21 protein-coding genes, 1 tRNA gene, 1 other RNA gene and 3 pseudogenes are annotated in these 23,961 nt (G+C 64.1%); 16 read left to right on the forward strand and 10 right to left on the reverse strand.

Features of this window, described 5'->3' with window-relative positions; all coding sequences use genetic code 11:
• Position 1 precedes the first annotated feature (1 nt).
• Positions 2-595: a LemA family protein gene (locus tag Q0316_RS15510; RefSeq protein ID WP_298674210.1), complete on the reverse strand. Its 594-nt coding sequence runs from the start codon at positions 593-595 to the stop codon at positions 2-4.
• A gap of 108 nt (positions 596-703) precedes the next feature.
• Between Q0316_RS15510 and mscL the strand changes: the two genes are divergently transcribed.
• The gene (gene mscL, locus Q0316_RS15515) at positions 704-1,135 is read left to right on the forward strand and encodes a large conductance mechanosensitive channel protein MscL (protein WP_298674211.1); all 432 of its coding nucleotides are present in this window, start codon (positions 704-706) and stop codon (positions 1,133-1,135) included.
• A gap of 195 nt (positions 1,136-1,330) precedes the next feature.
• Here mscL and Q0316_RS15520 read toward each other — a convergent pair whose 3' ends face one another.
• Positions 1,331-1,762: an Rrf2 family transcriptional regulator gene (locus Q0316_RS15520; RefSeq protein ID WP_298674212.1), complete on the reverse strand. Its 432-nt coding sequence runs from the start codon at positions 1,760-1,762 to the stop codon at positions 1,331-1,333.
• A gap of 42 nt (positions 1,763-1,804) precedes the next feature.
• Between Q0316_RS15520 and ssrA the strand changes: the two genes are divergently transcribed.
• Positions 1,805-2,193: a transfer-messenger RNA gene (ssrA, locus tag Q0316_RS15525) on the forward strand.
• Between the two features lie 92 nt (positions 2,194-2,285).
• Here ssrA and Q0316_RS15530 read toward each other — a convergent pair.
• Positions 2,286-3,074: an SDR family oxidoreductase gene (locus tag Q0316_RS15530; RefSeq protein WP_298674213.1), complete on the reverse strand. Its 789-nt coding sequence runs from the start codon at positions 3,072-3,074 to the stop codon at positions 2,286-2,288.
• Between the two features lie 161 nt (positions 3,075-3,235).
• Between Q0316_RS15530 and Q0316_RS15535 the strand changes: the two genes are divergently transcribed.
• The 4 genes from Q0316_RS15535 to Q0316_RS15550 all read left to right on the forward strand — a co-directional run bounded on the left by Q0316_RS15535 (position 3,236) and on the right by Q0316_RS15550 (position 7,041).
• On the forward strand, positions 3,236-4,063 hold the full coding sequence (locus Q0316_RS15535; RefSeq protein ID WP_298674214.1) for an SDR family NAD(P)-dependent oxidoreductase: 828 nt from the start codon (positions 3,236-3,238) through the stop codon (positions 4,061-4,063).
• On the forward strand, positions 4,060-5,559 hold the full coding sequence (locus Q0316_RS15540) for an MFS transporter (protein WP_367179699.1): 1,500 nt from the start codon (positions 4,060-4,062) through the stop codon (positions 5,557-5,559). Before Q0316_RS15535 ends, Q0316_RS15540 begins: the two co-directional genes overlap by 4 nt.
• A gap of 140 nt (positions 5,560-5,699) precedes the next feature.
• The gene (locus Q0316_RS15545; RefSeq protein ID WP_298674215.1) at positions 5,700-6,275 is read left to right on the forward strand and encodes a CHAP domain-containing protein; all 576 of its coding nucleotides are present in this window, start codon (positions 5,700-5,702) and stop codon (positions 6,273-6,275) included.
• Positions 6,276-6,393: 118 nt separating this feature from the next.
• Positions 6,394-7,041, forward strand: a complete 648-nt coding sequence (locus Q0316_RS15550) for a hypothetical protein (protein ID WP_298674232.1) — start codon at positions 6,394-6,396, stop codon at positions 7,039-7,041.
• 15 nt (positions 7,042-7,056) lie between these two features.
• On the opposite strand, the gene Q0316_RS15555 is transcribed toward Q0316_RS15550, so the two are convergent.
• Both Q0316_RS15555 and Q0316_RS15560 read right to left on the reverse strand, forming a co-directional pair.
• The gene (locus Q0316_RS15555; RefSeq protein WP_298674216.1) at positions 7,057-7,440 is read right to left on the reverse strand and encodes a PaaI family thioesterase; all 384 of its coding nucleotides are present in this window, start codon (positions 7,438-7,440) and stop codon (positions 7,057-7,059) included.
• Positions 7,437-7,889 (reverse strand): PaaI family thioesterase, encoded by a 453-nt coding sequence (locus Q0316_RS15560; protein ID WP_298674217.1) that lies wholly within the window; start codon positions 7,887-7,889, stop codon positions 7,437-7,439. Before Q0316_RS15560 ends, Q0316_RS15555 begins: the two co-directional genes overlap by 4 nt.
• A 103-nt stretch (positions 7,890-7,992) precedes the next feature.
• On the opposite strand from Q0316_RS15560, the gene Q0316_RS15565 reads away from it, so the two are divergent.
• Positions 7,993-8,775: a crotonase/enoyl-CoA hydratase family protein gene (locus Q0316_RS15565; RefSeq protein ID WP_298674218.1), complete on the forward strand. Its 783-nt coding sequence runs from the start codon at positions 7,993-7,995 to the stop codon at positions 8,773-8,775.
• A gap of 30 nt (positions 8,776-8,805) precedes the next feature.
• Here Q0316_RS15565 and Q0316_RS15570 read toward each other — a convergent pair whose 3' ends face one another.
• Positions 8,806-9,561 carry a DUF1134 domain-containing protein gene (locus Q0316_RS15570; protein ID WP_298674219.1) on the reverse strand — a complete coding sequence of 252 codons (756 nt, stop codon included), beginning with the start codon at positions 9,559-9,561 and terminating at the stop codon, positions 8,806-8,808.
• 178 nt (positions 9,562-9,739) lie between these two features.
• On the opposite strand from Q0316_RS15570, the gene Q0316_RS15575 reads away from it, so the two are divergent.
• Together Q0316_RS15575 and Q0316_RS15580 are read left to right on the forward strand one after the other, a co-directional pair.
• A tRNA-Ser gene (locus Q0316_RS15575) sits at positions 9,740-9,829 on the forward strand.
• 285 nt (positions 9,830-10,114) lie between these two features.
• Positions 10,115-10,839, forward strand: a pseudogene (locus Q0316_RS15580) (transposase); the annotation flags it as partial.
• On the opposite strand, the gene Q0316_RS15585 reads toward Q0316_RS15580, so the two are convergent.
• The 3 genes from Q0316_RS15585 to Q0316_RS15595 form a co-directional block, all read right to left on the reverse strand.
• A complete protein-coding gene (locus Q0316_RS15585) occupies positions 10,829-11,197 on the reverse strand; it encodes an SDR family NAD(P)-dependent oxidoreductase (protein ID WP_298674220.1) in 369 nt (122 codons plus the stop codon). The pseudogene Q0316_RS15580 and the gene Q0316_RS15585 overlap by 11 nt on opposite strands.
• Positions 11,194-11,781 (reverse strand): carboxymuconolactone decarboxylase family protein, encoded by a 588-nt coding sequence (locus tag Q0316_RS15590; RefSeq protein WP_298674221.1) that lies wholly within the window; start codon positions 11,779-11,781, stop codon positions 11,194-11,196. Before Q0316_RS15590 ends, Q0316_RS15585 begins: the two co-directional genes overlap by 4 nt.
• A gap of 92 nt (positions 11,782-11,873) precedes the next feature.
• A complete protein-coding gene (locus Q0316_RS15595; protein WP_298674222.1) occupies positions 11,874-12,791 on the reverse strand; it encodes an alpha/beta hydrolase in 918 nt (305 codons plus the stop codon).
• A gap of 35 nt (positions 12,792-12,826) precedes the next feature.
• On the opposite strand from Q0316_RS15595, the gene Q0316_RS15600 reads away from it, so the two are divergent.
• Positions 12,827-12,982 (forward strand): hypothetical protein, encoded by a 156-nt coding sequence (locus Q0316_RS15600; RefSeq protein ID WP_298674223.1) that lies wholly within the window; start codon positions 12,827-12,829, stop codon positions 12,980-12,982.
• Between the two features lie 178 nt (positions 12,983-13,160).
• On the opposite strand, the gene Q0316_RS15605 is transcribed toward Q0316_RS15600, so the two are convergent.
• Entirely contained in the window at positions 13,161-14,408 is a 1,248-nt protein-coding gene (locus Q0316_RS15605; RefSeq protein ID WP_298674224.1) for a TetR/AcrR family transcriptional regulator, read from the reverse strand.
• 181 nt (positions 14,409-14,589) lie between these two features.
• Between Q0316_RS15605 and Q0316_RS15610 the strand changes: the two genes are divergently transcribed.
• The 6 genes and pseudogenes from Q0316_RS15610 to Q0316_RS15635 all read left to right on the forward strand — a co-directional run.
• The gene (locus tag Q0316_RS15610) at positions 14,590-16,749 is read left to right on the forward strand and encodes a TonB-dependent receptor (protein ID WP_298674225.1); all 2,160 of its coding nucleotides are present in this window, start codon (positions 14,590-14,592) and stop codon (positions 16,747-16,749) included.
• 29 nt (positions 16,750-16,778) lie between these two features.
• Positions 16,779-18,326 (forward strand): amidase, encoded by a 1,548-nt coding sequence (locus Q0316_RS15615; RefSeq protein ID WP_298674226.1) that lies wholly within the window; start codon positions 16,779-16,781, stop codon positions 18,324-18,326.
• Between the two features lie 44 nt (positions 18,327-18,370).
• On the forward strand, positions 18,371-20,689 hold the full coding sequence (locus Q0316_RS15620; RefSeq protein ID WP_298674227.1) for an arylsulfatase: 2,319 nt from the start codon (positions 18,371-18,373) through the stop codon (positions 20,687-20,689).
• 176 nt (positions 20,690-20,865) lie between these two features.
• A complete protein-coding gene (locus Q0316_RS15625; protein ID WP_298674228.1) occupies positions 20,866-22,665 on the forward strand; it encodes an NAD(P)/FAD-dependent oxidoreductase in 1,800 nt (599 codons plus the stop codon).
• A 1-nt stretch (position 22,666) separates the two neighbouring features.
• A pseudogene (locus Q0316_RS15630) lies at positions 22,667-23,194 on the forward strand (acyl-CoA dehydrogenase family protein); the annotation flags it as partial.
• Between the two features lie 60 nt (positions 23,195-23,254).
• Positions 23,255-23,961: pseudogene (locus Q0316_RS15635) on the forward strand (type IV secretory system conjugative DNA transfer family protein); the annotation flags it as partial.

Consider the following 23,961-nt stretch of genomic DNA (forward strand, 5'->3'; position numbering starts at 1 on the left):
CTCAACTGCCGAAATTCACCTTTGGCGCGGTATCCGCCCCCGGCGTGGTCGCGGCGAACGGCACCATCGGCTTCGCGCCGTAGAAGATCTTCGCGCCCACCGCCGCCGGGAAGGTGCGGATCGTGGTGTTATATTGCTGGACCGCGGCGTTGTAATCGTTGCGGGCGATAGTGATGCGGTTCTCGGTGCCTTCGAGCTGGCTCATCAGCGTGGTGTAATTGCCCTGGCTCTTCAGTTCGGGATAGGCCTCCTGCAAGCGCTGGAGCGACATGGTGAGCCCGGCCTGCGCCGTCTGATAACGCTGGATCGCGGCGGGATCGGTGAGCTGCTCACCCGATACCTGTACCTTATTGGCGGATGCGCGGGCCTGCGTCACTTCCACCAGGATTTCCTTTTCCTGCGCGCCTGCGGCCTTCACCGTGGCGACGAGGTTCGGGATCAGATCGGCGCGCCGCTGATATTGATTCTGGACATCGGCCCAGCGCGCCTTCGCATTTTCCTCCGCCGTCGGGATGCTGTTGATCCCGCACCCGCCGAGCGTGAGCGCAAGGCCGGCGACAGCAAGCGAACGAGGGGCGAGCGAACGAAACGTCATTGGGTGTGGTCCTCCGGTTCCTGTCTTAGGCATATAGTGCACTTGTCGCGCTTGGCGAAGGGGCAATCGTGTGGTTAACCTCAGCGCACACTTCAGGAGTGGTGGCTCATGTTCAAGGAATTCAAGGCGTTCATCATGCGCGGCAACGTGCTCGATCTCGCCGTCGCGGTGATCATCGGCGCGGCATTCGGCAAGATCATCACCTCGCTGACCGAAGATGTCATCATGCCGGTGATCGGAAAATTGTTCGGCGGGCTCGATTTCTCCAGCTATTTCATCGTGCTGGGGAAGGTGCCTGAGAAGTTGCAGGGATCGACCGATTATGCCGCGCTGAAGAAGGCGGGCGTGCCGCTGCTCGGCTATGGTGAGTTCATCACCCAGGCGGTCAATTTCCTGATTATCGCCTTCATCATCTTCCTCGTCATCCGCGCGGTGAACCGCGTGATGCCCAAGGCTGAAGCGGCGCCGGCGGCCGATCCGGCGGACGTGGTACTGCTGCGCGAAATCCGCGACGAACTGCGCAGCCGGCGCGGGGCGTGAACGGGCTGTCCGCCGCTGCCGGTTAGGGCCGACGCGACATTCAACCCATGCTGGCCTGCAAATGGCGGTTTCCCGCGCTTTTCGGTGCTCACGTACCTTTAGTACGCTGCGCTTGCGGGTCACGAGAAACCACCATTTTCGGCTCGACCTGACCTGAATGCGATTGGCCCTAGGGGCCGGGGCGGCGGATCGCCTTCAGGCGGCGACCAGATCCTCCGCCGTCGCATCGGCGAGGCTGGTGCCGTCCAGAATGCGTGCGGTTTCGTCGCGCACGCGCATCATCGCGTGCCGGATCGCGCAATCCGCCTCGCTCTTGCAATCCTTGCACGCGCGATAGGCGGTGCGGCTGACGCACGGCACCAGCGCCAGCGGGCCTTCGATCACGCGGATGATGTCGCCCAGCGAAATCAGATGGCTGGCGCGCGACAGGCGATAACCGCCCATTTTCCCGCGATGGCTGTGGAGCAGCCCGGCGTCGCGCAGATCCGCCAGAATCAGCTCCAGAAACTTGCGCGGCACATTCGCCTCCGTCGCGATGCGGTTCATCGGGATCGGCGGGCTGGCGGCGGGCGCTTCGGCCAGAAAAAGCATCGCGCGTAGCGCGTAGCGGGAACGCTGCGTCAACATGATGCCCCGTTCTATGCACCTGCATTATGGCGAGCGAAAGGCGGGCTTTCAGTTTCCGGCGCGATCGCCTATATTGGCCGGGCTCGCGGGGCTTGCCCCACGGCTATGGCGATAAGCGCCGGTGTAGAATAGACGCAGCGGACCCGGGGGCGGTACCCGGCGGCTCCACCACCAACCGCCTTTTTCCGGCGGGTGATGACGGGGCCGAACTAGGATCGACGTGTGTTGAAAGGCACTGGCTTTTGCCCGGAATGGGACCACCGTGACGGCCCGTACACAAGTGCCAACGATAACGAAGCACTCGCGATTGCCGCGTAACTGAAGGCCTCACGGCCCAAGGTTATTCGAACAAAAGCGCGGTTGGGCCGCACCGGGCAACAGAAGCGGATTCCAGCGGTACGGGGAGCACCGGGCAACAGAAGCTCCCCACTTCACGAGATGGCGGGAAGTGTCCGGCGCACAAGAATGCGCGCCACCCCAAGCCGAGGTGGCGCGTGTCCGTTCAGGTTGCGAGAGGGTAGGCTCAGGCGTCGATGCTCGTGCCCAGCGCCGCATTGACCAGCCCGCCGTCGACCACCAAGGTATCGCCCACGACATAATCCGATGCGCGGCTGGCGAGGAAGATCGCGGCGCCGGCCATATCATCGAAATTGCCGATGCGACGCATCGGGATGCCCTTTGCCACCTCGTCACCATGATCGCGCGCGGCGCGGTTCATCTCGCTGGCGAAGGCGCCGGGGGCGAGGCTGGTGACGATGATGCCGTCCTTCACCAGCCGCGCGGCCATCCGCTTGGTGAGATAGATCAGCGCCGATTTGGAAGCGTGATAGCTGTACGTTTCCCACGGATTGAGCCGCAGGCCGTCGATCGAGGTGATGTTTATCACCTTTGACGGGCGATCGTGGCTGGCATCGCGCTTCAGATGATCGTGCAGCATCTGCGTGAGGAAGAAGGGGGATTTCACGTTGAGGTTCATCACCTTGTCCCACCCGCTCTCGGGAAATTCCTCGAACGGCGCGCCCCATGCCACGCCGGCATTGTTGACGAGGATGTCGAGACGCTGCTCGCGCGCCATCAGTGCCTCCGCGAGTTCCCTGCACCCCGCCACGGTGGAGACATCGGCGGGCAGGGCGATGCAGTTCGGGCCAAGCTCGGCGGCGGTTTCATCGCACGCGGCGGCCTTGCGCGAGGAGATATAGACCTTCGCGCCCTGCGCGATGAACGCGCGCGCGATGATCTTGCCGATCCCGCGCGATCCGCCGGTGACGAGGGCGATGCGCCCTTCCAGGCTGAAAAGATTGTTCAGGCTCATGTCTCTCTCCTCGATCCGCGTGCACGGTGTGGGCGTCTGCACCGGGCGCTACCGAACGGTCGGGCCGTGGGCAAGGGTGGCAAACCGAAAATTCGAACCATGGTCGATTGACGTGCTGTTGCCCCATACTATGATGCCGAAAACAAGATACAGGAGAGTGTATGCGCTTTACGGGCAAGCGCGCCGTCGTGACCGGCGGCGCCTCCGGCATCGGTCGTGCGACCGCGTTGCGGCTGGCGGAAGAAGGCGCCGAGGTGTGGATCGGCGATCTCGACGAGGCCGGTGGCCGCGAGGTGGCGGAAACATCCAATGGCCGCATCCGCTTCATGCGCTGCGATGTCACGCGGGCCGAGGATATCCGGGCGCTGATCGAGGCGGCGGACGCGGCGGGCGGGCTCGATGTGCTGTTCAACAATGCCGGCGCGGGCGGCGCGCGCGAACATATCGACGAGATCGCGCCCGAGGATTGGGATCGCACCCATGCGCTGCTGTTGCGCTCGGTCGCGCTCGGCATCCGTTACGCCGCGCCGCTGATGGCGAAGCGCGGCGGCGGCGCGATCGTCAACACCTCCAGCGTTTCGGCGCTCGGCAGCGGCTATGCCCCGATCGCTTATTCCACCGCCAAGGCCGGCGTGCTGCACCTGAGCAAGGTGGCGGCGGCGGAGCTGGCGAAGGATGCGATCCGGGTGAACGCGGTAATCCCCGGTTTCATCACCACCAATATCTTCGTGAGCGCGCTCGATCTGCCGCCGGAGAAGCGCGCGGCGGCGAATCAGGCGATCGGCGGGATCGCCGCGCACGCGCAGCCGGTGAAGCGCGCGGGGCGCCCGGAGGATATCGCGGCTGCTGTCGCCTATCTCGCCAGCGACGACGCGGCATTCGTTACCGGCACGCACATCCTGGTCGATGGCGGGCTGACCATCGGCACGCGGCAGAGCTGGGATCCGACGATGCCGGGCATGTTCGAAGCATTGGAGGCGATGGCGTGAACGCGCCCGTCGCGCCGGTGACGGGGGCGACGCCAGCAGCGATCACACCGCCGGCGCGGCGCCTGTCGAACGGCGTGATGGGATGTTACGGCTTCGGGGCGGCTGCTTATGGGGTGAAGGACGCGGGCTTCGGCACCTTCCTTCTCCTGTTCTACAACCAGGTGGTGGGCGTGCCGGCGGCGACGGTGGGCTTTGTCGTGATGATCGCGCTGATCGTCGATGCCTTCGTCGATCCCACCGTCGGGTTTCTCTCTGATCGCACGCGCAGCCGCTGGGGGCGGCGGCACCCGTGGCTTTATGGCGCGGTGCTGCCGATCATGCTCGGCTGGGTCGCCTTGTGGAATCCGCCGATCGGCGCGAGCGAAACGCTGATCCTGCTGTGGCTGTTCGTCGTCGCGGTGCTCGTGCGTAGCGCGGTGAGCGCCTATGAGGTGCCGGGGCAGGCGATGGCCGCCGAACTGAGCGCGGATTATGACGAGCGCACGCGGATCATGTCCTATCGCTATCTGTTCGGCTGGCTCGGCGGGCTGACGATATTGGTTTCGGCCTATGTCTATTTCCTGGCCGCGACGCCGGAATATCCCAACGGGTTGCTCAATCCGGCGGGCTATGGCGGCTTCGCGATCGCGGGCGCGTTGCTGATGGGGGGCGCGATCCTCACCTCCGCGATCGGCACGCATCGCGAGATTCCGCGCCTGCCCAAGCCGGAGATCGAGCGGCAAACGCTGTCGCAGAACCTGCGCGATATCGCCGAAACGGTGAAGAACCGCGCCTTCGCCACGCTGATGGTGGCCGGAATCTGCGCCTATACCGGGCAGGGGATCATCTATGCGATCTCCAATTACCTTGCGAGCTTCGTATGGGGCTTCAAGGGGATGACCTTCCTTTATTACAGCATCGCGCTGTTCGCCGGGGTGGCCGTGGCCTTCGTTATCGCGCCACGCGCGGGCCGGCGTGGCAGCAAGCCGCTGACCGCCGCGATCGCCTCCATCACCTCGGCGGTGATCGGCACGACGCCATATTGGCTGCGGCTGGCGGGCTGGTTTCCTTCGCCGGGCGACCAGTGGATGCTCCCGCTGGTGTTTCTGTTCGCGGGGATTTCCACCGCGTTCAGCGTCACGGCCTATATTCTCGGCGCGTCGATGCTGGCCGATGTGGTGGAGGATTCGGAGGCGCGGACGGGGCGCCGATCGGAGGGCGTGTTCTTCGCGGGCGGCTTCTTCGTCCAGAAATGCACCAGCGGCATCGGTATCTTCGCCACCGGGCTGATCCTTGCCGCCGCCGGCTTCCCGGCGAAGGCGGTGCCGGGGCAGGTGGCGATCCCGACGCTGGATCGGCTGACGCTGATCTTCTGCTGCTGCTATCTGTTGTTCTACGGGCTGGCCGCGCTGTTCTATGCGCGATTCCCGTTCGGGCGCGGGGAGCATGAGGCGCGGCTCGCGCGGCTCGCGGCGACCGGCGTGCTCGATTCGGAACCGCGCGAACCCTTTGCATGACCGCTGGATGAACCGCGTTCGGATCGGATCATCGGCACGTCGAAACGACTCGTCGGAAAAGGTTCCCGACGCGCTTGGTTTCTTTAACCCTTGCCCGTAGCCGGGATGCAACGAACGTCCTGTTGACCGGGGGGTCGCAAGTGAATTTGAAGGTTTTGGCGGCGCGCGTTGCGCTGGTGTTCTCATTCGGCCTGATGGCGGCTGCCCCTGCGGCAGCCCAGTTCTGGCAGTGCGCCCCTTACGCCCGCGAGATTTCGGGCATCGACATTCGTGGCAATGCCAACACCTGGTGGGGCCAGGCGGCGGGCCGCTACGAGCGCGGCAACGAGCCGCGCGTCGGCGCGGTGCTGGCGTTCAAGGCGACGGCGCGGATGCGCGTGGGCCATGTCGCGATGGTTTCGCGGGTGGTCAGCGATCGCGAAGTTCTGCTGACCCATGCCAATTGGTCGCGCCCCGGCCGCGTCGAAGCGAATGTTCGCGCGATCGACGTGTCGCCGAACAACGATTGGAGCATGGTGAAGGTGTGGTATGCGCCGCAGGGCGGGCTTGGCACCTCCAATTATCCCACCAGCGGCTTCATCTACGGCGATGATGCGCCCGCCGCATCGCATCCCGCGATCGACACCGATACGCGCAGCACCACCGCGCTGGCCAATGCGACGATCGCGGCGGCGGCGAAAGCGCCAGTGACGGGCGGGATTTCGCTCGAACAGTAAGTTTCGCCGCACCGCGCGGCATTGCCAGCGCGCGCGGAACGATTATGGTGCAGACGCAACGGGGCCGCCTTCGATCGCAAGCGCGGCCCTATTTCGTGTTCGAGCCAAGGTAGTGCCTGTGACCCTTCGCCATGCAGCCGCCCCGATCGCCCTTCTCGCCGCGCTGGGGGGCTGCGCGAAGACCGGCGATATCGACCTTTCTTCCGGCGTCGGCATCACGGCGGTGCGTTCCGCTTGCCCATCGGTGGGCGTGCCGGCGGGAACCGGCGATATCACGCTGTTCGATCCGCCGGCCAGCCGCGATTCGACCGCGATTGATGTGGTGGCGGATATCAGCAACGTCCGCTCGACCTGCGATGACAGCGGCGACGATGTGCTCACCACCGTCACCTTCGACGTGCGTGCGCGCCGGACGCGGGGCGAAGGCGCGCGTGACGTGACCTTGCCCTATTTCATCACGATCGTGCGCGGCGGCAATGCCGTGATCGCCAAGCGCATCGGCTATGTCGGGCTGCATTTCGATGCCGGGCAAACGCTTGCGACGACGAGCGGGCAGGCATCCTCGACGATCAATCGCGTGGCGGCGACGCTGCCTGAGGACGTGCGCGCCAAGCTCAACCGCAAGCGCAAGGCCGGGCAGGAGGATGCCGCCGTCGATCCGCTGAGCGCGCCCGATGTGCGCCAGGCGGTGTTGTCCGCCAGCTTCGAGGCGCTGGTCGGCTTCCAACTCACCGAGGATCAGCTCAAATATAATGCGCAGCGCTGAGCCGCGCCGCGCCGCTCAATCGCGTTCGATCAGGTAATTCATCCGCGCCGCCGCGATCGGGCGCTCGCGATCGTCCTGCCAGGCGAAGGCCACGACATTGGCGACGCGATTGCCAAGCCGGGTGATCCGCCCCGCCGCGCGCGTCTCGCGATCGCGCCCGCCGCGCATGAAATCGACCGTCACGTTGATCGGCTTGATCCGCCCGCCGCCTTCGCTTTCCAGCGCGTGGCGCAGCGCCGCGATCGCGGCCACCTCCAGCAGGCCCGCGATCGCGCCGCCCTGAAGGAAGCCGGGGCGGCCCAGCACGCCGGCGTGGAACGGCATCACCATCACCGGCGTATCGTCTTCGTCGCGCTCCAGCGTCGCTTCCAGCAGCGCGGCATAAGGGGGGAGTTTCATCGCTCGGTCCTCGGATAGCTGCCGCTCGGTACCATGAAGGTCGCGGCGACATGCGCGATCGGATCGTCGATATCGCCATCATGCGCGATGCCGCGGGTGAACGAGATCGAGCGCGCGACGCGCAGGCATTCGGCCCGCCCGATGACGGTGTGGCCGGGGCGGGCGGGGCGCAGATAGTCGATGCGCAGATCGAGCGTGGCATGGGGCGCGAAGCCGCCGACGCGCTGCCACACCGCGAGGCTGGTCGCCACATCCATCATCGCGATGATCGGGCCGGATGCGATCACGCCGCTTTCCTCATCGCCGATCAGCTCTTCGGAATAGGGCATCGCCAGTTCGATCCAGTCGGCGCCCATTGCGTGAAAGCGGGTGCCCAGCCGACCGGCATGGCCGCTGAACCTGCGGTTCTCGATCATCTCGAGCGCCATCTTTGCGGGATCGAAGTTCATGCCCGCTTCCCTACACCCTCGCGCGCGCGGCGCAACGCTGTGGCGTTGCCGGGCGGCGCGGGGCGGGCTAGCGCTGGGTTAACGAACGGCAGGAGAGCGAATGATGGAGCAACGGGTTACGATCACGGTGGCGGACGGGATCGCCGATGTCCGGCTCAATCGCGCGGACAAGATGAACGCGCTCGATCCGGCGATGTTCGCCGGGCTAAACGAAGCGATCGCGAAGCTCGGCGGGATGAGCGGCGTGCGCGTCGCGGTGCTGTCTGGCGAGGGCAGGGCGTTTTGCGCCGGGCTGGACATGAGCTCGATGGCGGGGGGCGGATCGGGCACCGATCTTGCCGCGCGCAGCCATGGCCTCGCCAACGCCGCGCAGCATGTCGCATGGGGGTGGCGCGAACTGCCGATGCCGGTGATCGCCGCCGTGCATGGCGTCGCGATGGGCGGCGGGTTTCAGGTGCTGTCCGGCGCGGATATCCGCATCGTCCACCCCGCGACCCGCATGTCGATCCGCGAAACCTATTGGGGGCTGGTGCCCGATATGGCCGGGGTCGCTCTGTGGCGCACGCTGGCGCGCGACGATGTGCTGCGCGAACTGACCTATACCGCGCGGGAATTCTCCGGGGCGGAGGCGCTGGGCTATGGCTTTGCGACGCGGCTTGACGACGATCCCCGTGCGGCGGCGATGGCGCTCGCGCGCGAGATCGCGGGGCGCAACCCGGATGCGGTGCGCGCATCGAAGCGGCTCTATAATGTCGCGGCGGATGCCGATGCGGCGACGGTGCTGCGCGCTGAAAGTGCGGAGCAGATCGCGCTGATGCGCTCGCCCAATCAGGTGGAGGCGGTGCGCGCGAACATGGAAAAGCGCGCGCCGGTGTTCAGCGATTGATGATGGCGCGGATCGGAATGGCGCCGTCCGTCAGAACGGCAGCCATTTCGATTTGTGCGAGAAATTCATGTAGCCGACATTGACGCCGGCCCGCCAGCCGACACCCAGCCGCACCGGGATCAGCACGATATTGCCGCGCCGCAGATAGGTGGCGGCGAATCCGCCGACGAAATACAGCCGCCCTTCGCCGCCGGGGAAGCGCCGGAACAGATCCTCGGTGTCGTAGAGGTTATACACCAGCACGAACACCTTGTTGGCATCGCCGCCGAGATCGAAGCCGACCGACGGCCCGGTCCAATAGACCGGCATCTGCCCCTCCACCTTGTGCGTCATGATTCCCGAGCCATAGCGCAGCCCGACGACCACCGCGCCCGATGCCTCCCGCCCGGCGATATAGGCGTTTGGCTCGCCCTGGTCCTTCAGGATTTTCTCGATGATCGAAGCGAAGCCTTCGGCGCCCTTGCCGAACACGCCTTCGCCCGCACCGATCAGATCATCGCGCTTGAATGTTTCCGCCGCCGTGGTGGTGGATTGGGCGCGCCCGTCCTGCGCGGCATTATCCGGGGCAGGGGGCAGCGTGAGCGGTGCGGCTTGCGCTGCGGGCGGATCGACCGGCACCGGCTCGTCGGGATAACGCTGCGTCGGCGTTTGCGGCGCGTTATGGGGCGCGGGGGAAATATCGTTGTCGATCGCCTTGTTCGGGTCGATCGTCCGCACCTGCGCTGGCGCGGCGGTGCCGGCCATCAGCGTCGCCGTCAGCCCCAGAGCCAGCATCACCTTGCGCATCGTCAAACCTTCCCCCTTCGGAAACGGGAATGTTCCCAGCGAACAAGCGTAACCATCATGTCGCTGTCGCGGCAATGAACACGACGACGACCCGAGTCGATTTCGCGCCGAGGCGAATCTGCAACGGGCCGGTTGATTGCCGCGAATCCCGTCGCTATAGCCCGCCCCACGCCGCACCGGAGACGTGGGTGAGTGGCTGAAACCAACGCTTTGCTAAAGCGTCATACGGGAAACCGTATCGAGGGTTCGAATCCCTCCGTCTCCGCCAGCCGCTCTCCAAGGCCCTGATTTCACTAAAAATGTTGGAAATCCGGGTGCTTCGGCGATAGCGCTGCACCAATGAGTGCTACAAAATCGCGTTCCGGCCTTCCGATGCAACGGGTTGCAAAACACCTGTTTCTTCGCGGCTGTGAATCGGCATCGGCATTGGACGCCGATCAGGACGAATAATCCATTTAAGTCAATGATCTGTGAGGGTGAAAATTGGAATCCGATTCACAAACTGGTCCAATTCTGAAGATAGCCATGTGAGGCATAGGAATTGGAGAAAGCTATGGGACGTCAGAGATTTACGCCTGAGCAGATCATCGCGAAGCTACGCGAGGTTGACGTGCTCGTCGGGCGAGGCTCGACAGCAGTCGAGGCGTGTCGGCAGATCGGCATCTCGGAACAGACGCTGTATCGATGGCGCAAGGAATATGGCGGCCTGAAGGTCGACCAGGCTCGACGGATGAAAGATCTGGAGCGCGAGAATGCGAGGCTGAAAAAGCTGGTGGCCGACCTCGCGTTGGACAAGGCGATCCTGCAAGAGGCATCGAAGCTGACTTTTTAAGCCCCTCCCGTCGCCGTGAGGTGATCGGGCAGGTTCGTCGCGCGCTGCCGGTATCGGAGCGGCGGACCTGCTGGGTGCTTGGTCAGCACCGTTCGACGCAGCGTCACCGCTCGCGGGATGATGCCGACGAGCAGCGGCTGACGGCCGACATCGTCGCGCTGGCGAAGGATTATGGCCGCTACGGCTATCGTCGCATCCACGCTTTACTGGGTCATACTGGTTGGCAGGTCGGCCTGTCGGTGGTCGAGCGCATCTGGCGGCGGGAGGGTCTCAAAGTGCCGAAGAGGCAGCCAAAACGGCGCCGGCTTTGGTTGGGCGACGGGTCGTGTATCCGGCTGCGCCCGCAGTATCGCGGGCATGTCTGGTCCTACGATTTCGTCGAGGATCAGACCCACAACGGCCGTAAATTCCGAATGCTCAACATCATCGACGAGTTCAGCCGCGAGTGAGCGCATTGTCATCGGCCTCATGAATCGCGCCGTCGCCCGGCACGGTCGCCGGGCCGGCACCGACATTGTTGACGAGGATATCGATCCGGCCGTGCCGATCGAGCGCGGCAGCGACGATCGCCGCCCCGGCACCGGGATCGGTGATATCGGCGGCGAAAGCGTCGGCCGATCCGCCCTCCGCCGCGATCAGCCGCACCGTTTCTTCCGCCCGCGCGAGATCCCGGTCGACGCAGACGACGCTCGCCCCTTCACGCGCGAAGAGCAGCGCGATGGCGCGCCCATTGCCGATCGTCGCGCCGGGCGTTTGCCCGGCGCCAACAACGACCGCGATCTTTCCCGCAAGGCGCGCGCTCATGCCGCGGGCGCCTCCTCGACCTGCACCCCGAACGAACTGAGCATGGTCGAAACCATGACATATTCGCTCGCGGTGAACACGACGTCCATCACCTGCCGCTCGGTGAAATGCGCGGCGAGCGCCGTCCAGCTTGCGTCGCTGACGAATTGGTCGGTGACGATATCGTCGCACGCGCGGATCAGCGCGGCTTCGGGCGCGGGCCAGTCGCTTGCCGATCCGTCGCGGATACGGGTCATCTCGGCTTCGGAGAGACCGGCGTGCAGCCCGATCCGCCAATGTTGCGTGAATTCATAACCCGATCGGCAGCGCGCGCCGACCCGCAGGATCACGATCTCGCGCTCGCGCGCCGGAAGGCTGTTGTCGGGCGACAGCACATAGCCGCCCCATGGGCGAAAAGCGTTCAGCGCCTCGGGCGCCTGCGCCAAGGTCGCGAAGATGTTGAGCACCGGCTGCGGAAGCCCGAACGCATCGATCGCCTGACGTTGCGCCGCCGTCGCCTGATCATAATTCACCGGCGCGATGCGCGGTTTCGCCAGCCGCACGGGAACGCCGTGTGACGCATCATGTCTATCGGATTGGCTCATCGATTTTCCTTCCCCATTACTCCGTGCCGCGCTCAATTTCGCCGGGAGCATTGCTACAGCCGTCATTCCTGCCAGCGTGTGCCGGCGCGTGATCATTTCGCGCCGGCGCGGAACCGGTGAGCGATCCAGCCCCCTGCTTCCGCGATCGCCGCATTGCCGGCGGTCGGCAACACATGGTGGAACAGCGGCCATGCGTGGATCATTTCCGGCCACACACGCAGCGTCACGTCGCCCCCCGCCAGCGCAGCCCGATGCGCCAGCCGGGTCGAATCCCCGAGCAGCACTTCGTCGGCGCCGACCTGGATCAGCAGCGGCGGCAGTCCGGCAAGATCGGCGTTGAGTGGCGAGATCAGCCGATCACCCCGATCGGCATCGCCGCAATAGAGCGTTGCCATCATCTGGAGCGCATCGCGACTGATCATCGGATCGTGCGGCCCGCGCACGTCATAGGCTTCGCCGCTCTGCGTCAGATCGAGCCACGGGCTGAGCAGATAGGCGCCAGATGGCAGCGCGGCGCGCTCGCCCAGCAATTTCGCCACCAGCGCGAGCGTCAAATTGCCGCCCGCCGATTCCCCGCCGACGATGATATCGCCCGGCGCGAATCCTTGTGATTGGACGAAGCGCCAATTGGCCATCGCATCGTCCAGCCCGGCCGGGAATGGGCGTTCGGGGGCCAGCGCATAGTCCATATTGTACGCGACGACGCCGGCCGCGCTCGCCAGTCGCGATACGAGATGGCGATGGCTCTGCGATGAGCCGAACGCGTGGCCACCGCCGTGGTGATAGAGCAGCGCCTTGGTAGTGTCGGCGCCTGCCGGCGTGATGCGCTCGCCGCGAATTCCGCCATGGTCGATTGGCTCGATCGTGCAATCCGCCGCCGGGGGCACCGCGCCATGCTCGGCCTCGAACGCATCGCGTTGCTGCTGAATAGTCGGTGGCGGCGCGTCCGCCATCGCGGCAACCTGCGCGCGCCAACCCTGCTTGAATTGGGCAATTTCGGACTCGGCCATGGTTGTAACTCCTGGTTGAAGATGAAGGATTACGCGTGAAGTCGATCGGCACCGGCGATGCTGGCGAGGCGAGGGGCGGTGCAATGGATCGTCGCGATGCGCGTGATCGACACGGTGTGATGAAATCGGCCGCCGCTGCCGAGGGCCGGTCGCGTGATATTCGCGATCCAGCCGGTCTGATGGCTTGCTGAGCGTGCGCCGTCGTGCATCCTCACCTCGTACCTGTCCGGCATTGCTTCCGATCTGCGCGCCGAATCTTACATATTGGTGCAATGATAAACGTGCGTGAAAATGAAAGTCAATCGGGCGTGCGCGATCGCCGTCCGTCGCGGCTCGCCAATAAGCGGTGCCCAAGCCCGCCCGTTCGATTCAGATGGCGAGCAGCCCCAGTTGTTGCAGCTCTGCCAGTTCGCGTGGCGCCCGCGCACGCTCCTCATCGCTGAGCGCGTCATACCATTTCGGCAACCACTCGAAGCTGCCCGGTTGGATCGCGAGGATTGCGCGCGCGTTCAACTGACGGATCGACCCTTCGCGCTGGCCCTGTTCGTAGAGCTCGATGAAGGTGTCCATCAACCACGCCGAGGTGGTATTGATTTCCTCGGTCACGTTGTCGGGAAGCGCCTCCACGCCGCTCAATGGCGCCAGCGGTGCGATATCCTCGCGCAGATTCGCCGTGGCGAAGGCATGGGTCGAGGCGATGAACGCCGCAATCCTCGTTCCGTCGTAGGTGATCACGTTACGCGCGACATCCGCATAGAAGCGGAACGATCGACGATAACATTCGGCGACCAGCGTCTCCTTGTCACCGAGATTGTGATAGATCACTTTCTTGGTAACCCCGAGCCGCATCGCAACCTCGTCGAGCGAGGTCGCATCCACGCCCTTGAGATTGAACAGCCATGAAGCCGCCGCCAGCAGCGATTCCTGCTTGGCTGCCGTCATCGCGGCGGAATCGAAAATGTGATCGACCGCCAGCTTGGGTGGCTCGATGTCGATCGGACGAAAATCGACCGGCCTGGTACGGTCGGCGGCGATGCCCTCGCGCAGCAGCGACTTGATCGCATCGATCATATCGTGGTGGGTGAGCGTCTCACTGCTGCGCCAGAAGCGCGCGACCGGCGGCCATGATACAAGCCCCAATATGCATGCCGCGATGATGCCGGACGCGCATGGCCGGAGCGTGCCTTCCCGCGCGCCATCTTCCAATATGCCGGCGAGCGTGTCCTTGATCGCGCCCAGCCGCGCGAGGATGATGCCGCGCCGCTCCTCTCCAAGATAGGCCATGTCGCTGAGCGACGCGATTTCCGGCGCGTCGGGGCCGAGGATACCATCGACGAAGCACTCGATCACCGCCATCGCCCCGCCTTCGGCGCACGCTGCCTGATCGAGATTGTGAGCGAGTATCTCGCAGGAACGCTGATAGCTCTGGAACACCAGGTCTTCCTGGTCGTCGAAATAATAATAGAGCGCCGCGCGCGAGATGCCGAGTTGCTCGGCGACATTCGGCAGCGAAGCGTAGGACACGCCGAATCGATTCAGCGTCTTCGCTGCGGTTTCGAGTACCCGTGCGCGTTTCGCTCCCCGGCCCGACTTCGCGGTTGCAGCTTCCTTGTTCACTCGTCGCTTTCAACATGCACGTCGCTTGACGTCAACACGTTTGGATGCACGCAAACGTAAAATGCGCTTGACAGGGAACTTACATTAGAATGTACTTGTGCCCTCAAATGCAAAAACCGTCACAAAAAGGCGGTGTGCGGCGCGACACTCAGGAGAGGGCAAGGGAATGCGGCAGCTAGGAATGTATCTGTTGGCGTCGACCATATTGGCGGTGGCTTCGCCTGCGTTTGCGCAGGAGGCTGCGCCGAGCGCATCCCAGCCCGAGGAAGTCGTCGTCACCGCGCAGAAGCGTGCGGAAACAGTGCAGCAGGTGCCGGTCGCGATCACCGCGCTCAATTCCGCAATGCTCGAACAGCGCGGCATCACCGATCCGGCGGGGCTCCAGTTCGCGGTGCCCAGCATGCAGGTAGGCAAGCTGATCGGCGCGACCGCGATCACGATCCGCGGCGTCGGTCTCAACCAGGGCGCGCCGGGCGTCGCGGTGCATGTCGATGGCGTCTATCAGCCACGCCCCTCGATGGGCGATCTGCTTCAGATCGATCTGGAGCGCGTGGAGGTGCTGCGCGGGCCGCAGGGCACGCTCTACGGACGCAACGCGAACGGCGGTGTCGTCAATTTCATCACCAAGGGGCCGACCGACAAGTACGAGGGTTATATCCTCGGCAGCTACCAGAATTATAATGAAGGGCGGGTGCAGGGCATGGTCAACCTGCCGTTCAACGATGCGGTGAAGATGCGCGTCGTGCTCGACTGGAACAAGCGTGGCGACGGTTTCGTCAAGAACATCATTCCCGGCGGGCAGGATGTCGACAAGAGCGAGACCTTCTCCGGCCGCGTGAAGTTCGCGTTCGAGCTGGCGCCGAACCTGCACCTCGATCTGTCCAGCACCTTCCTGCATCAGAACGGGCCGTCGCAATATTTCGTGCTGCACAATCCGCCGACGGCGCAGGCGGTTGCGCTCAACCCGATACTTGCGACCGCGACCTATTCGTTCAAGCCATGGCAGACTACCGCGAACGACCCGATCAACACCCGGCGCAATTTCTCGATGACTGCCGGAACGCTGACTTGGGACCTCGGAGATGTTTCGCTGAAATCGATCAGCGGCCTGACCTTCCTGCGCGATAACTCGGTCGCGGATGACGACGGCATCAGCGTTTCACTCTTTCCGGTGACGCGGGATTATTACTCGAAGACCTTTTCGCAGGAATTCAACGTCGCCGCGCATCTCGACCGGGCCGATATCGTTACCGGCCTCTATTACCTGAACGACGATCTGCGCCATACGCTGGACTATAACATGGTCAATGGCGTCGCTGCGTCCACGCCGCGGGGCCTGCCGCCCGGCAGCCATCTGACCTTCCGTATCCCGCGCTATCAGACCGAGGTGAAGGCGGCCTTCGCCGATGTCACGGTGAAGGCGACAGATCGGCTTAGCCTCATCGCCGGTGTTCGCTATTCGGAAGAAACGCAGAGCCAGACACAGACGAACACCGTCACCTTCGGCACTGGCGGCCCGGTGATTCCTACTTGCCCGACGCGCACCAACGACGTGAAATTCACCTCGACCACGCCGCGTTTCGGGGCGCGCTATGAATTCACCGACGATATCAACGCCTACGTCACCTATTCCAAGGGGTTCAAGGCCGGCGGGTTCAACCAGTATAGCTGCAACAATCAGTTCAACCCGGAGAAGCTGACTTCCTATGAAGGCGGCATCAAGACACGGCTATTCGATCGGACAGTGACGCTCAATCTTTCCGCTTTCTATTACAACTATGACAATCTGCAGATCAGTCAGGTCGTCGGGCTGACACGGATCATCACCAACGCCGCCGCCGCCCGCGTGAAGGGTGCGGAGGTTGACGCCGCGTGGCGACCGGATGATCACTGGTCCATCAACGGCAATGTGTCGCTGCTCGACGCGACGTACGAAAGCTTCTCAAACGCCGATGGGCTGGCGCCGCAACTCGGCGTGCAGGTACTCAACGGCCACACGCTCAATCAGTCGCCGAAGGTGTCGAGCAATTTCGGCATCGGCTATCGTACATCGCCCACCGGGATCGGCACGTTCTCGTTTCGCTCCGACGTAAGTCAGCGCAGCACCATATATTTCCGCGAGTTCAACGGGCCCCTTGATCTGCAGAACCCCTATGCGCTGCTCAGTGCGTCGGTCACCTGGGAGAGCCCGGACGAGACGTATCGCGTGCGGCTGTTCGGGACCAACCTGACCAACAAGGCGTACATCGCGCAAATGGACTCGTCCGACAATTTCGGCGCGCGCTTCGTCACCTGGGGTTCGCCGCGACAATATGGCGTCGAGTTCCGCGCCAAATTCTGATCCAACGAAACGCACAAGGTGGGATCGCGATGTCCGAGACTGCGGATGTATCGACAATGCGGCTTTCCCGGCGAGATGCGCTGGGCGGCATCGCGTCCTCCGCCGTACTGGCAGCTGCAACCACGCCGGCGACTGCCGCGCCGGTGAAACCTGCGCATGAAACCGGCGGCGAACCAGATGCGCTCGGGCTGGCTGAACTGGTTCGCCGGCGCGCCGTTTCGCCGACCGAATTGCTCGAAGCCGCGATTGCCCGCGCCGAAGCGCTCAACCCGCGCCTCAATTTCATGGCGCAGAAACATTATGACTATGCCCGTGCCGCGATCGCCAAAGGGCTGCCGGAAGGACCGTTCACCGGCGTCCCGTGGCTGCTCAAGGATCTCAACACCTATGTCGCCGGGCTGCTGACCGAGCAGGGCAGCCGCTACTACAAGGGCAATCGCGCGACGGTGACGTCGGAACTTGTCCGCCGCCATGAGCGCGCAGGCCTGGTCGTTTTCGGCAAGACGACAGTGCCCGAGTTCGGCCTGTCGGGGACGACCGAGTCGAAGGCCACCGGTGCCACCCACAACCCATGGAACCCGGATTATACCACCGGCGGATCGAGCGGCGGATCGGCGTGCGCGGTTTCGGCCGGCGTGATCCCGGCTGCGCACGCTACCGACGGTGGCGGATCGATCCGCGTTCCCGCCTCATGCTGCGGCTTGTTCGGATTGAAGCCGAGCCGTGGCCGTGTGCCGATGGGGCCGCCGCGCAGCGAAGGCTGGGGCGGCATGTCCACCCATCATGCTGTCACCATCAGCGTCCGCGACAGCGCCGCGCTGCTCGATGCGACGCACGGAATCGAACCCGGATCGCGGTACAGCGCGCCGACGCCCGAACGGCCGTATCTCGAAGAAGTGCGCCGCGATCCGGGCCGGCTGCGCATCGCGTTCTCGCCCGTGTCGCCAACCGGGACGCCCGTCGATCCCGAATGTGCCGAGGCAACGCGCGCGGCGGCGCGGCTGTGCGAAAACCATGGCCACCATGTCGAGGAAGTGGCGCCCGCGCTGGATTATGCCGCACTGGGCCGGGCGGTGTTCACGATCATCTCCTCCTCGATCGCAGCTGATCTCAACGCACGCGCGACCGCGACGGGCGTCAAGCCGAGCCTCGATGTCCTCGAACCCATGACGTTGGCGTTTTACCAGATGGGGCTGCGCGTCAGCGGCCCGGACTTTGCCGCCGCCAACAACGATCTGCTCGCGGCGGCGTACACGGTGGCGGAGTTCATGCAGCGTTACGACGTTCTGCTGTCGCCGACGCTGGCCACGCCGCCGGTGAAGCTGGGGGTGTTGTCGCCCTCGCAAACCGACATGGCTGTTTATGCCAAGGCGCTCACCACCTTCGGGCCGTTCAGTGCGCTTGAGAACCAGACCGGGCAGCCGAGCATGTCGGTGCCGCTGGCGATGTCGAAAGCGGGCCTGCCGATCGGGGTGATGTTCAGCGCGCGCTATGGCGACGAAGCCACGCTGTTCCGCCTCGCCGGTCAGCTTGAGCAGGCGGCGCCATGGGCCGGTCGGCGCACACGGGTGGCGTGAGCGCATCGACGCCGCGTTGATAAATGACTGAATGGGAGAGGCGAATGCGCAATATTCTACGCGGCAGAGCGGGCCTTGCCGCTACGTCAGCACTGGCACTGACGCTCGCCCCTGTAATGCCCGGCTGGGCCAATGCCCAGACTACGCCGCCGCCCACCTCGCTGGCGGCTTACCCAGCACAGCCCAAGGCGCCCGCTGGCGCCCCCAACGTGTTGATCATCATGACCGATGACGTCGGCTTCGGGGCAAGTAGCACGTTCGGCGGCCCGATCGCGACACGCACGTTCGACGCGCTTGCAGCGCGGGGGCTGCGCTACAATCGTTTCAACACCACCGCCTTGTGCTCGCCAACGCGCGCGGCGCTGCTGACCGGGCGGAACCACCACGCGGTTAATCAGGGCGTTATCAGCGAGATCGCAACCGGGCGGCGTGGGTACACCGGGGTGATCCCCGACGATGCGATCACCTTCGGCCGCGTGCTGCACGACAATGGCTACAGCACCGCTTTCATCGGCAAGAACCACAATACGCCCGATTGGGAAACCGGGCCGGACGGGCCGTTCACTCGCTGGCCGACCGGCTTCGGCTTCGATTATTTCTTCGGCTTCAACGGTGGCGAAACCGACCAATGGGCGCCCGCGCTGGTGGAGAACCGCACAACGATCGAGCCGCCGACGGACGATCCCAGCTATATCCTCGATCGCGATCTGGCCGACCGCACGATCGACTGGATGCGCACGCAACGCTCCGTCGCGCCGGAAAAGCCGTTCCTGGTCTATTACGCTCCCGGTACGGCGCACGGCCCGCACCATGCCCCGCGCGAATGGATCGACAAATTCAAGGGCCAATTCGATCAGGGCTGGGACAAGATGCGCGAGGAGAGTTTCGCGCGCCAGAAGAAACTCGGCGTGATCCCCGCCGACGCGAAGCTGACACCGCGCCCGAGCCAGATCCCCGCATGGGATTCGCTCTCCGCCGATCAACACCGGCTTTATGCGCGGATGATGGAGGTCTATGCTGGCGCGCTCGCTTATGCCGACCACCAGATCGGGCGCGTGATCGATGAGGTGCGTAGCGAAGGCAAGCTCGACAACACGCTGATCATTTACATCCAGGGTGACAATGGCGCGAGCGCCGAAGGCGGGCTTGGCGGCACGACCAACGAGATCGCGGGGCTGGGTGGTATCTACGAGCCGCTCGAATTCACACTGTCGAAGATCGATACGCTCGGCGGGCCGATGGCGTCCGGCCATTATCCGGTCGGCTGGGCGTGGGCGATGGACACACCGTTCCAGTGGACCAAGCAGATCGCCTCGCATCTCGGCGGGGTGCGCAACGGCATGGTCGTGTCCTGGCCCGCGCGGATCAAGGACGTCGGGCAGGTCCGCTCGCAGTTCAGCCACGTCATCGATATCGCCCCGACACTCTACGACGTGATCGGCATCAAGCTGCCCGAAACGAAGGACGGCGTGAAGGTCCACGCGCTTGACGGCAGGAGCATCGCGGCAAGCTTTTATTCGAAAACCGCACCGGGTCGTGACGTGCAGTATTTCGAGATGTTCGCAAACCGCGGGATCTACGATCACGGGTGGCTTGCCAATACGGTGCCTGAGCGCTTGCCGTGGATGCCGGGGCTGGACGTCGATCCGCAGAAGTTCAAATGGGAACTCTACAACCTCGACAAGGATTTCTCGCAGGCGACCGATCTCGCGACGAAATACCCGCAAAAGCTGGCGGAGTTGAAGGTACGCTTCGAGGAGGAAGCAGCGCGCAACCACGTGCTGCCGGTGCAGGCGTCGATTTTCGATCGCCTCCCCGAGAGCAATCGGCCGTCGCCGTTTGCGGGATTGTCGAAGCTCACATTCTATCCCGGCACCGCGCGTTATACGAACGGCTCGTTCCCTGATATCCGCAATCGCTCGTGGAAGATCTCGGCCAAGCTCGATCTTCCACATGCCGGGGAAAGCGGCGCGGTCGTCACCCAGGGCGGCCGCTTCGGTGGCTGGGGACTGGTGTTGCTCGATGGCAAGCCGACCTTCATCTACAAGCGCTCGAGCCTGCCTGAGGATCTGTTCCGTCTGGCCGGTGCGAAGCCGCTTGGCGCGGGCAAGCATCAGATCGATCTGGACTTTGCTTATGACGGCAGTGGCATGGGCAAGGGTGGCACGCTCACGATGCGGATCGACGGCGAGGCGGCCGGCACGATGAAAATGGCGCGCACCGTTGCCGGCGCGTGGCCACTGGAGGGGGCGACGATCGGCTGGGATGCGGGCACCCCGCTCGTCGAGGATTATCGCGTGCCGTTCAGACTCAACGGCGTGGAGCGAGTCGATATCTCGCTCGGCGATTCAGGGGCGCGATAGCAAGCCTGTGCCGGCCGCAGTTGTTGGGCCGATATCGGTAAAATATAGCGTAAATTCAATTTATTGATATGCCGCGCCGGTCGTGCGCTTGGGCTAGTTCGATCACAATATTGACAAATAAGTGCATTTAGGTATTTTAATGTTAAACAGAGAATGGCGTGAAGGACGAGGATTCGATGAGCAATACAAACACTGCCAACGGGTCGTCGGAGACCCTGGGTTTTGACCCCGCCGCGCTCGCCGAGCGCTACCGGATCGAACGTGACAAGCGCATGCGCCGCGAGGCGACCGACGATTATCAGGAGGTGACGGGTCACCTCGCGGACGATCCCTATGTCGAGCAGCCGATCGAGCGCGACGCGCTGGATATCGAGATCGAGGTTGCGGTGATCGGTGGCGGTTTCGGCGGGATGCTCGCGGCCGCGCGGTTGCGTGAGGGGGGCGTCGACGATCTGCGAGTGATCGAGCGGGCGGGCGATTTCGGCGGCACCTGGTATTGGAATCGTTACCCAGGTGCGGCATGCGATATCGAAGCCTATATCTACATGCCGCTGCTCGAGGAAATGGGATATCTGCCGAGCGAAAAATATGCGCGCGCGCCCGAGATCCTCGATCACAGCCGCCGGATCGCGCGGCATTTCGGCCTCTATGAACGCGCGCTCCTGCAAACCGAGGTCAGCGGGCTCGACTGGGACGATGCGCAGTCGCGCTGGATCGTCACTACCAATCGCGGCGATCGGATCGCGGCGCGCTTCGTCGTCGCCGCCAGCGGCACGCTGAGCAAACCCAAGCTCCCCGGTATTCCGGGCGTGGAAACCTTCGCGGGGCACACTTTTCACACCAGTCGTTGGGACTATGACTATACCGGCGGCACGTCTGCGGGGGGACTCACGGGTCTGGCTGACAAGCGCGTCGGCATCATCGGCACCGGCGCGACAGCGGTGCAGTGTATCCCGCATCTCGGCGCGGCGGCGCAGCAACTCTACGTGTTCCAGCGCACCCCGTCATCGATCGACGTGCGCAATGATCGCCCCACCGATCCCGAATGGGCGAAGACGCTGGCGCCGGGATGGCAGCAGGAGCGGATGGACAATTTCAACATCATCGTCTCTGGCGGTCACCAGGACAAGGATATGGTTTCGGACGGGTGGACCGATATCCTGCGCAACCTTTCCGCGATGGGCAGCGCGGGAGCGACGCCCGCCGACATGGCCGAGTTGATGCAGCTCGCCGATTTCCAGAAGATGGAGCAGATCCGCTCGCGCGTCGACACGATCGTCACCGACGCCAAGACGGCCGAGGCGCTCAAGCCTTATTACAACCAGATGTGCAAGCGTCCCTGTTTCCACGACGATTATCTGCCGACGTTCAATCGCCCGAACGTGGCGCTGGTGGACACACAAGGCCAGGGCGTCGAGCGGATCACACCCAAGGGCGTCGTGATTGATGGCAAGGAATACGAACTCGACTGCCTGATCTACGCTACGGGGTTCGAGTTCGGCACCGACTACACCCGGCGGCTTGGCTTCGACATTCACGGACGGGGCGGGCAATCGCTTACCGAGAAATGGCATGATGGCGCCTCGACGCTGCACGGGATGCACACCCACGGCTTCCCCAACCTGTTCTTCGTGACGATCGTTCAGGCGGCAAATTCGCCGAATTTCACCCACATGCTCAACGAAGAGGCGAAGCACATCGCCTATATCATCGGTAAATGCCGCGCGGAGAACATCACGCTGGTCGAGGCCGATGCGGCGCACGAAACTGAATGGGTCGATACGATCGTGCGGCTTGGCGAACGCCAGCGCACCTTCGTCGAGAATTGTACCCCCGGTTATTACAACAATGAAGGCAAGCAGACGCTGAAGGCCGCGCGCAATGCGATGTACGGCGATGGCCCGGTGGCGTTCATCAAGTTGCTTGAGGACTGGCGGAAAGCGGAAACGTTGCCCGGTATGAACGTTGGGCGCTAGGATCGGAGCGTTGGCTACATTCGATTGGTCCGATCCGTTCCTGCTCGACGAGAAACTCACCGACGACGAGCGGATGGTGCGCGATACGGCGCGTGCTTATGCCGAGGATCGGCTGGCGCCGCGGATCATCGACGCCTTCGCCAATGGAGTGACCGATCCGGCGATCTTCCGCGATATGGGCGCGCTGGGGCTGCTCGGCCCGACGGTGCCGGAAGAATATGGCGGGGTCGGCGCGAGCTACGTCGCTTACGGCCTTGTCGCGCGCGAGGTGGAGCGGATCGACTCGGGCTATCGCTCGATGATGTCGGTGCAGTCGAGCCTCGTGATGTATCCGATCTATGCCTACGGCTCGGAGGAGCAGAAGCGGAAATATCTGCCCAGGCTCGCCAGCGGCGAATGGATCGGCTGTTTCGGGCTGACCGAGCCCGATGCCGGCTCCGATCCCGGCGGCATGAAGACCCGCGCGATCAAGACCGACGGCGGCTATCGCATCTCGGGCAGCAAGACGTGGATCTCGAACGCGCCGATCGGCGGACAATATCTGCGTCATGACGGGCCTGAGCATGTCATGTCCTTCGCGCCGACCCGGTCGGGCAAGGGCGTGGGCCTCGTCGTGCCGACGCTTCTTTCGTGGACCGGATCGACCGTCGTGCACGACATCAAGGGCGAGAACTGGACGCTGACCGCCGGTTGGCGCGCGCGTTTCTCGCACTGCCTGCTGTTCAATCCGACCGACGCGCGCTCGGCGCGCTATAACCCGTTGCTCGAAGTCCGCCGCGGCGCCGACGAGGTGCGCGACGTCCAAAATATCGCCGATATTCTGGTCGACCCGGAAGGCGCGCTCGAACGCCGCAATCACTAGGAGAAGACCAGCCATTCGCTACTGGTCGGGGCGATCCTTCACGTTCTTTATGCCGAGGACGAAAAGACGCTCGCCCGGGTCGCGACCTTCTTGTCTGATCCGCAGCGCAGCTTCGTCGCGACGCTGCGGCGGATGATGTCGACCAATCACCTCGGCACCCAGGATGCGCCGCGCGTCCACCCTGTCGTCGCGTCGGCGGCGCGAGAACTGCTCAACAAGAGCGAGAACGAACGCTCGGGCGTGCTGTCGACCGCGATGTCGTTCCTCGGGCTCTACCGCGATCCGACCGTGGCGGAGGTTACGTCGCGTTGCGACTGGCGGATCGCCGATCTGATCGACGGTAAACGTCCGGTCTCGCTCTATCTGGTCATTCCGCCATCGGATAGGGGCCGATCACCAGCCGCTTTTCCTTGCCGCCGAACCGGTATTTCATC

The sequence above is a fragment of the uncultured Sphingomonas sp. genome (genome assembly GCF_937871615.1).
Classification (GTDB): domain Bacteria; phylum Pseudomonadota; class Alphaproteobacteria; order Sphingomonadales; family Sphingomonadaceae; genus Sphingomonas.

Bases quoted from the DNA above. Each gene is read 5' to 3' on its own strand.
- Q0316_RS15620 (WP_298674227.1), top strand. From the start codon at position 18,371: ATGCGCAATATTCTACGCGGCAGAGCGGGCCTTGCCGCTACGTCAGCA.
- Q0316_RS15585 (WP_298674220.1), bottom strand. From the start codon at position 11,197: ATGAGCGCGCGCCTTGCGGGAAAGATCGCGGTCGTTGTTGGCGCCGGG.
- Q0316_RS15610 (WP_298674225.1), top strand. From the start codon at position 14,590: ATGTATCTGTTGGCGTCGACCATATTGGCGGTGGCTTCGCCTGCGTTT.
- Q0316_RS15615 (WP_298674226.1), top strand. From the start codon at position 16,779: ATGTCCGAGACTGCGGATGTATCGACAATGCGGCTTTCCCGGCGAGAT.
- Q0316_RS15560 (WP_298674217.1), bottom strand. From the start codon at position 7,889: ATGAACTTCGATCCCGCAAAGATGGCGCTCGAGATGATCGAGAACCGC.
- Q0316_RS15570 (WP_298674219.1), bottom strand. From the start codon at position 9,561: ATGCGCAAGGTGATGCTGGCTCTGGGGCTGACGGCGACGCTGATGGCC.
- Q0316_RS15590 (WP_298674221.1), bottom strand. From the start codon at position 11,781: ATGAGCCAATCCGATAGACATGATGCGTCACACGGCGTTCCCGTGCGG.
- Q0316_RS15535 (WP_298674214.1), top strand. From the start codon at position 3,236: ATGCGCTTTACGGGCAAGCGCGCCGTCGTGACCGGCGGCGCCTCCGGC.
- mscL (WP_298674211.1), top strand. From the start codon at position 704: ATGTTCAAGGAATTCAAGGCGTTCATCATGCGCGGCAACGTGCTCGAT.
- Q0316_RS15530 (WP_298674213.1), bottom strand. From the start codon at position 3,074: ATGAGCCTGAACAATCTTTTCAGCCTGGAAGGGCGCATCGCCCTCGTC.
- Q0316_RS15625 (WP_298674228.1), top strand. From the start codon at position 20,866: ATGAGCAATACAAACACTGCCAACGGGTCGTCGGAGACCCTGGGTTTT.
- Q0316_RS15520 (WP_298674212.1), bottom strand. From the start codon at position 1,762: ATGTTGACGCAGCGTTCCCGCTACGCGCTACGCGCGATGCTTTTTCTG.
- Q0316_RS15510 (WP_298674210.1), bottom strand. From the start codon at position 595: ATGACGTTTCGTTCGCTCGCCCCTCGTTCGCTTGCTGTCGCCGGCCTT.
- Q0316_RS15565 (WP_298674218.1), top strand. From the start codon at position 7,993: ATGGAGCAACGGGTTACGATCACGGTGGCGGACGGGATCGCCGATGTC.
- Q0316_RS15555 (WP_298674216.1), bottom strand. From the start codon at position 7,440: ATGAAACTCCCCCCTTATGCCGCGCTGCTGGAAGCGACGCTGGAGCGC.
- Q0316_RS15595 (WP_298674222.1), bottom strand. From the start codon at position 12,791: ATGGCCGAGTCCGAAATTGCCCAATTCAAGCAGGGTTGGCGCGCGCAG.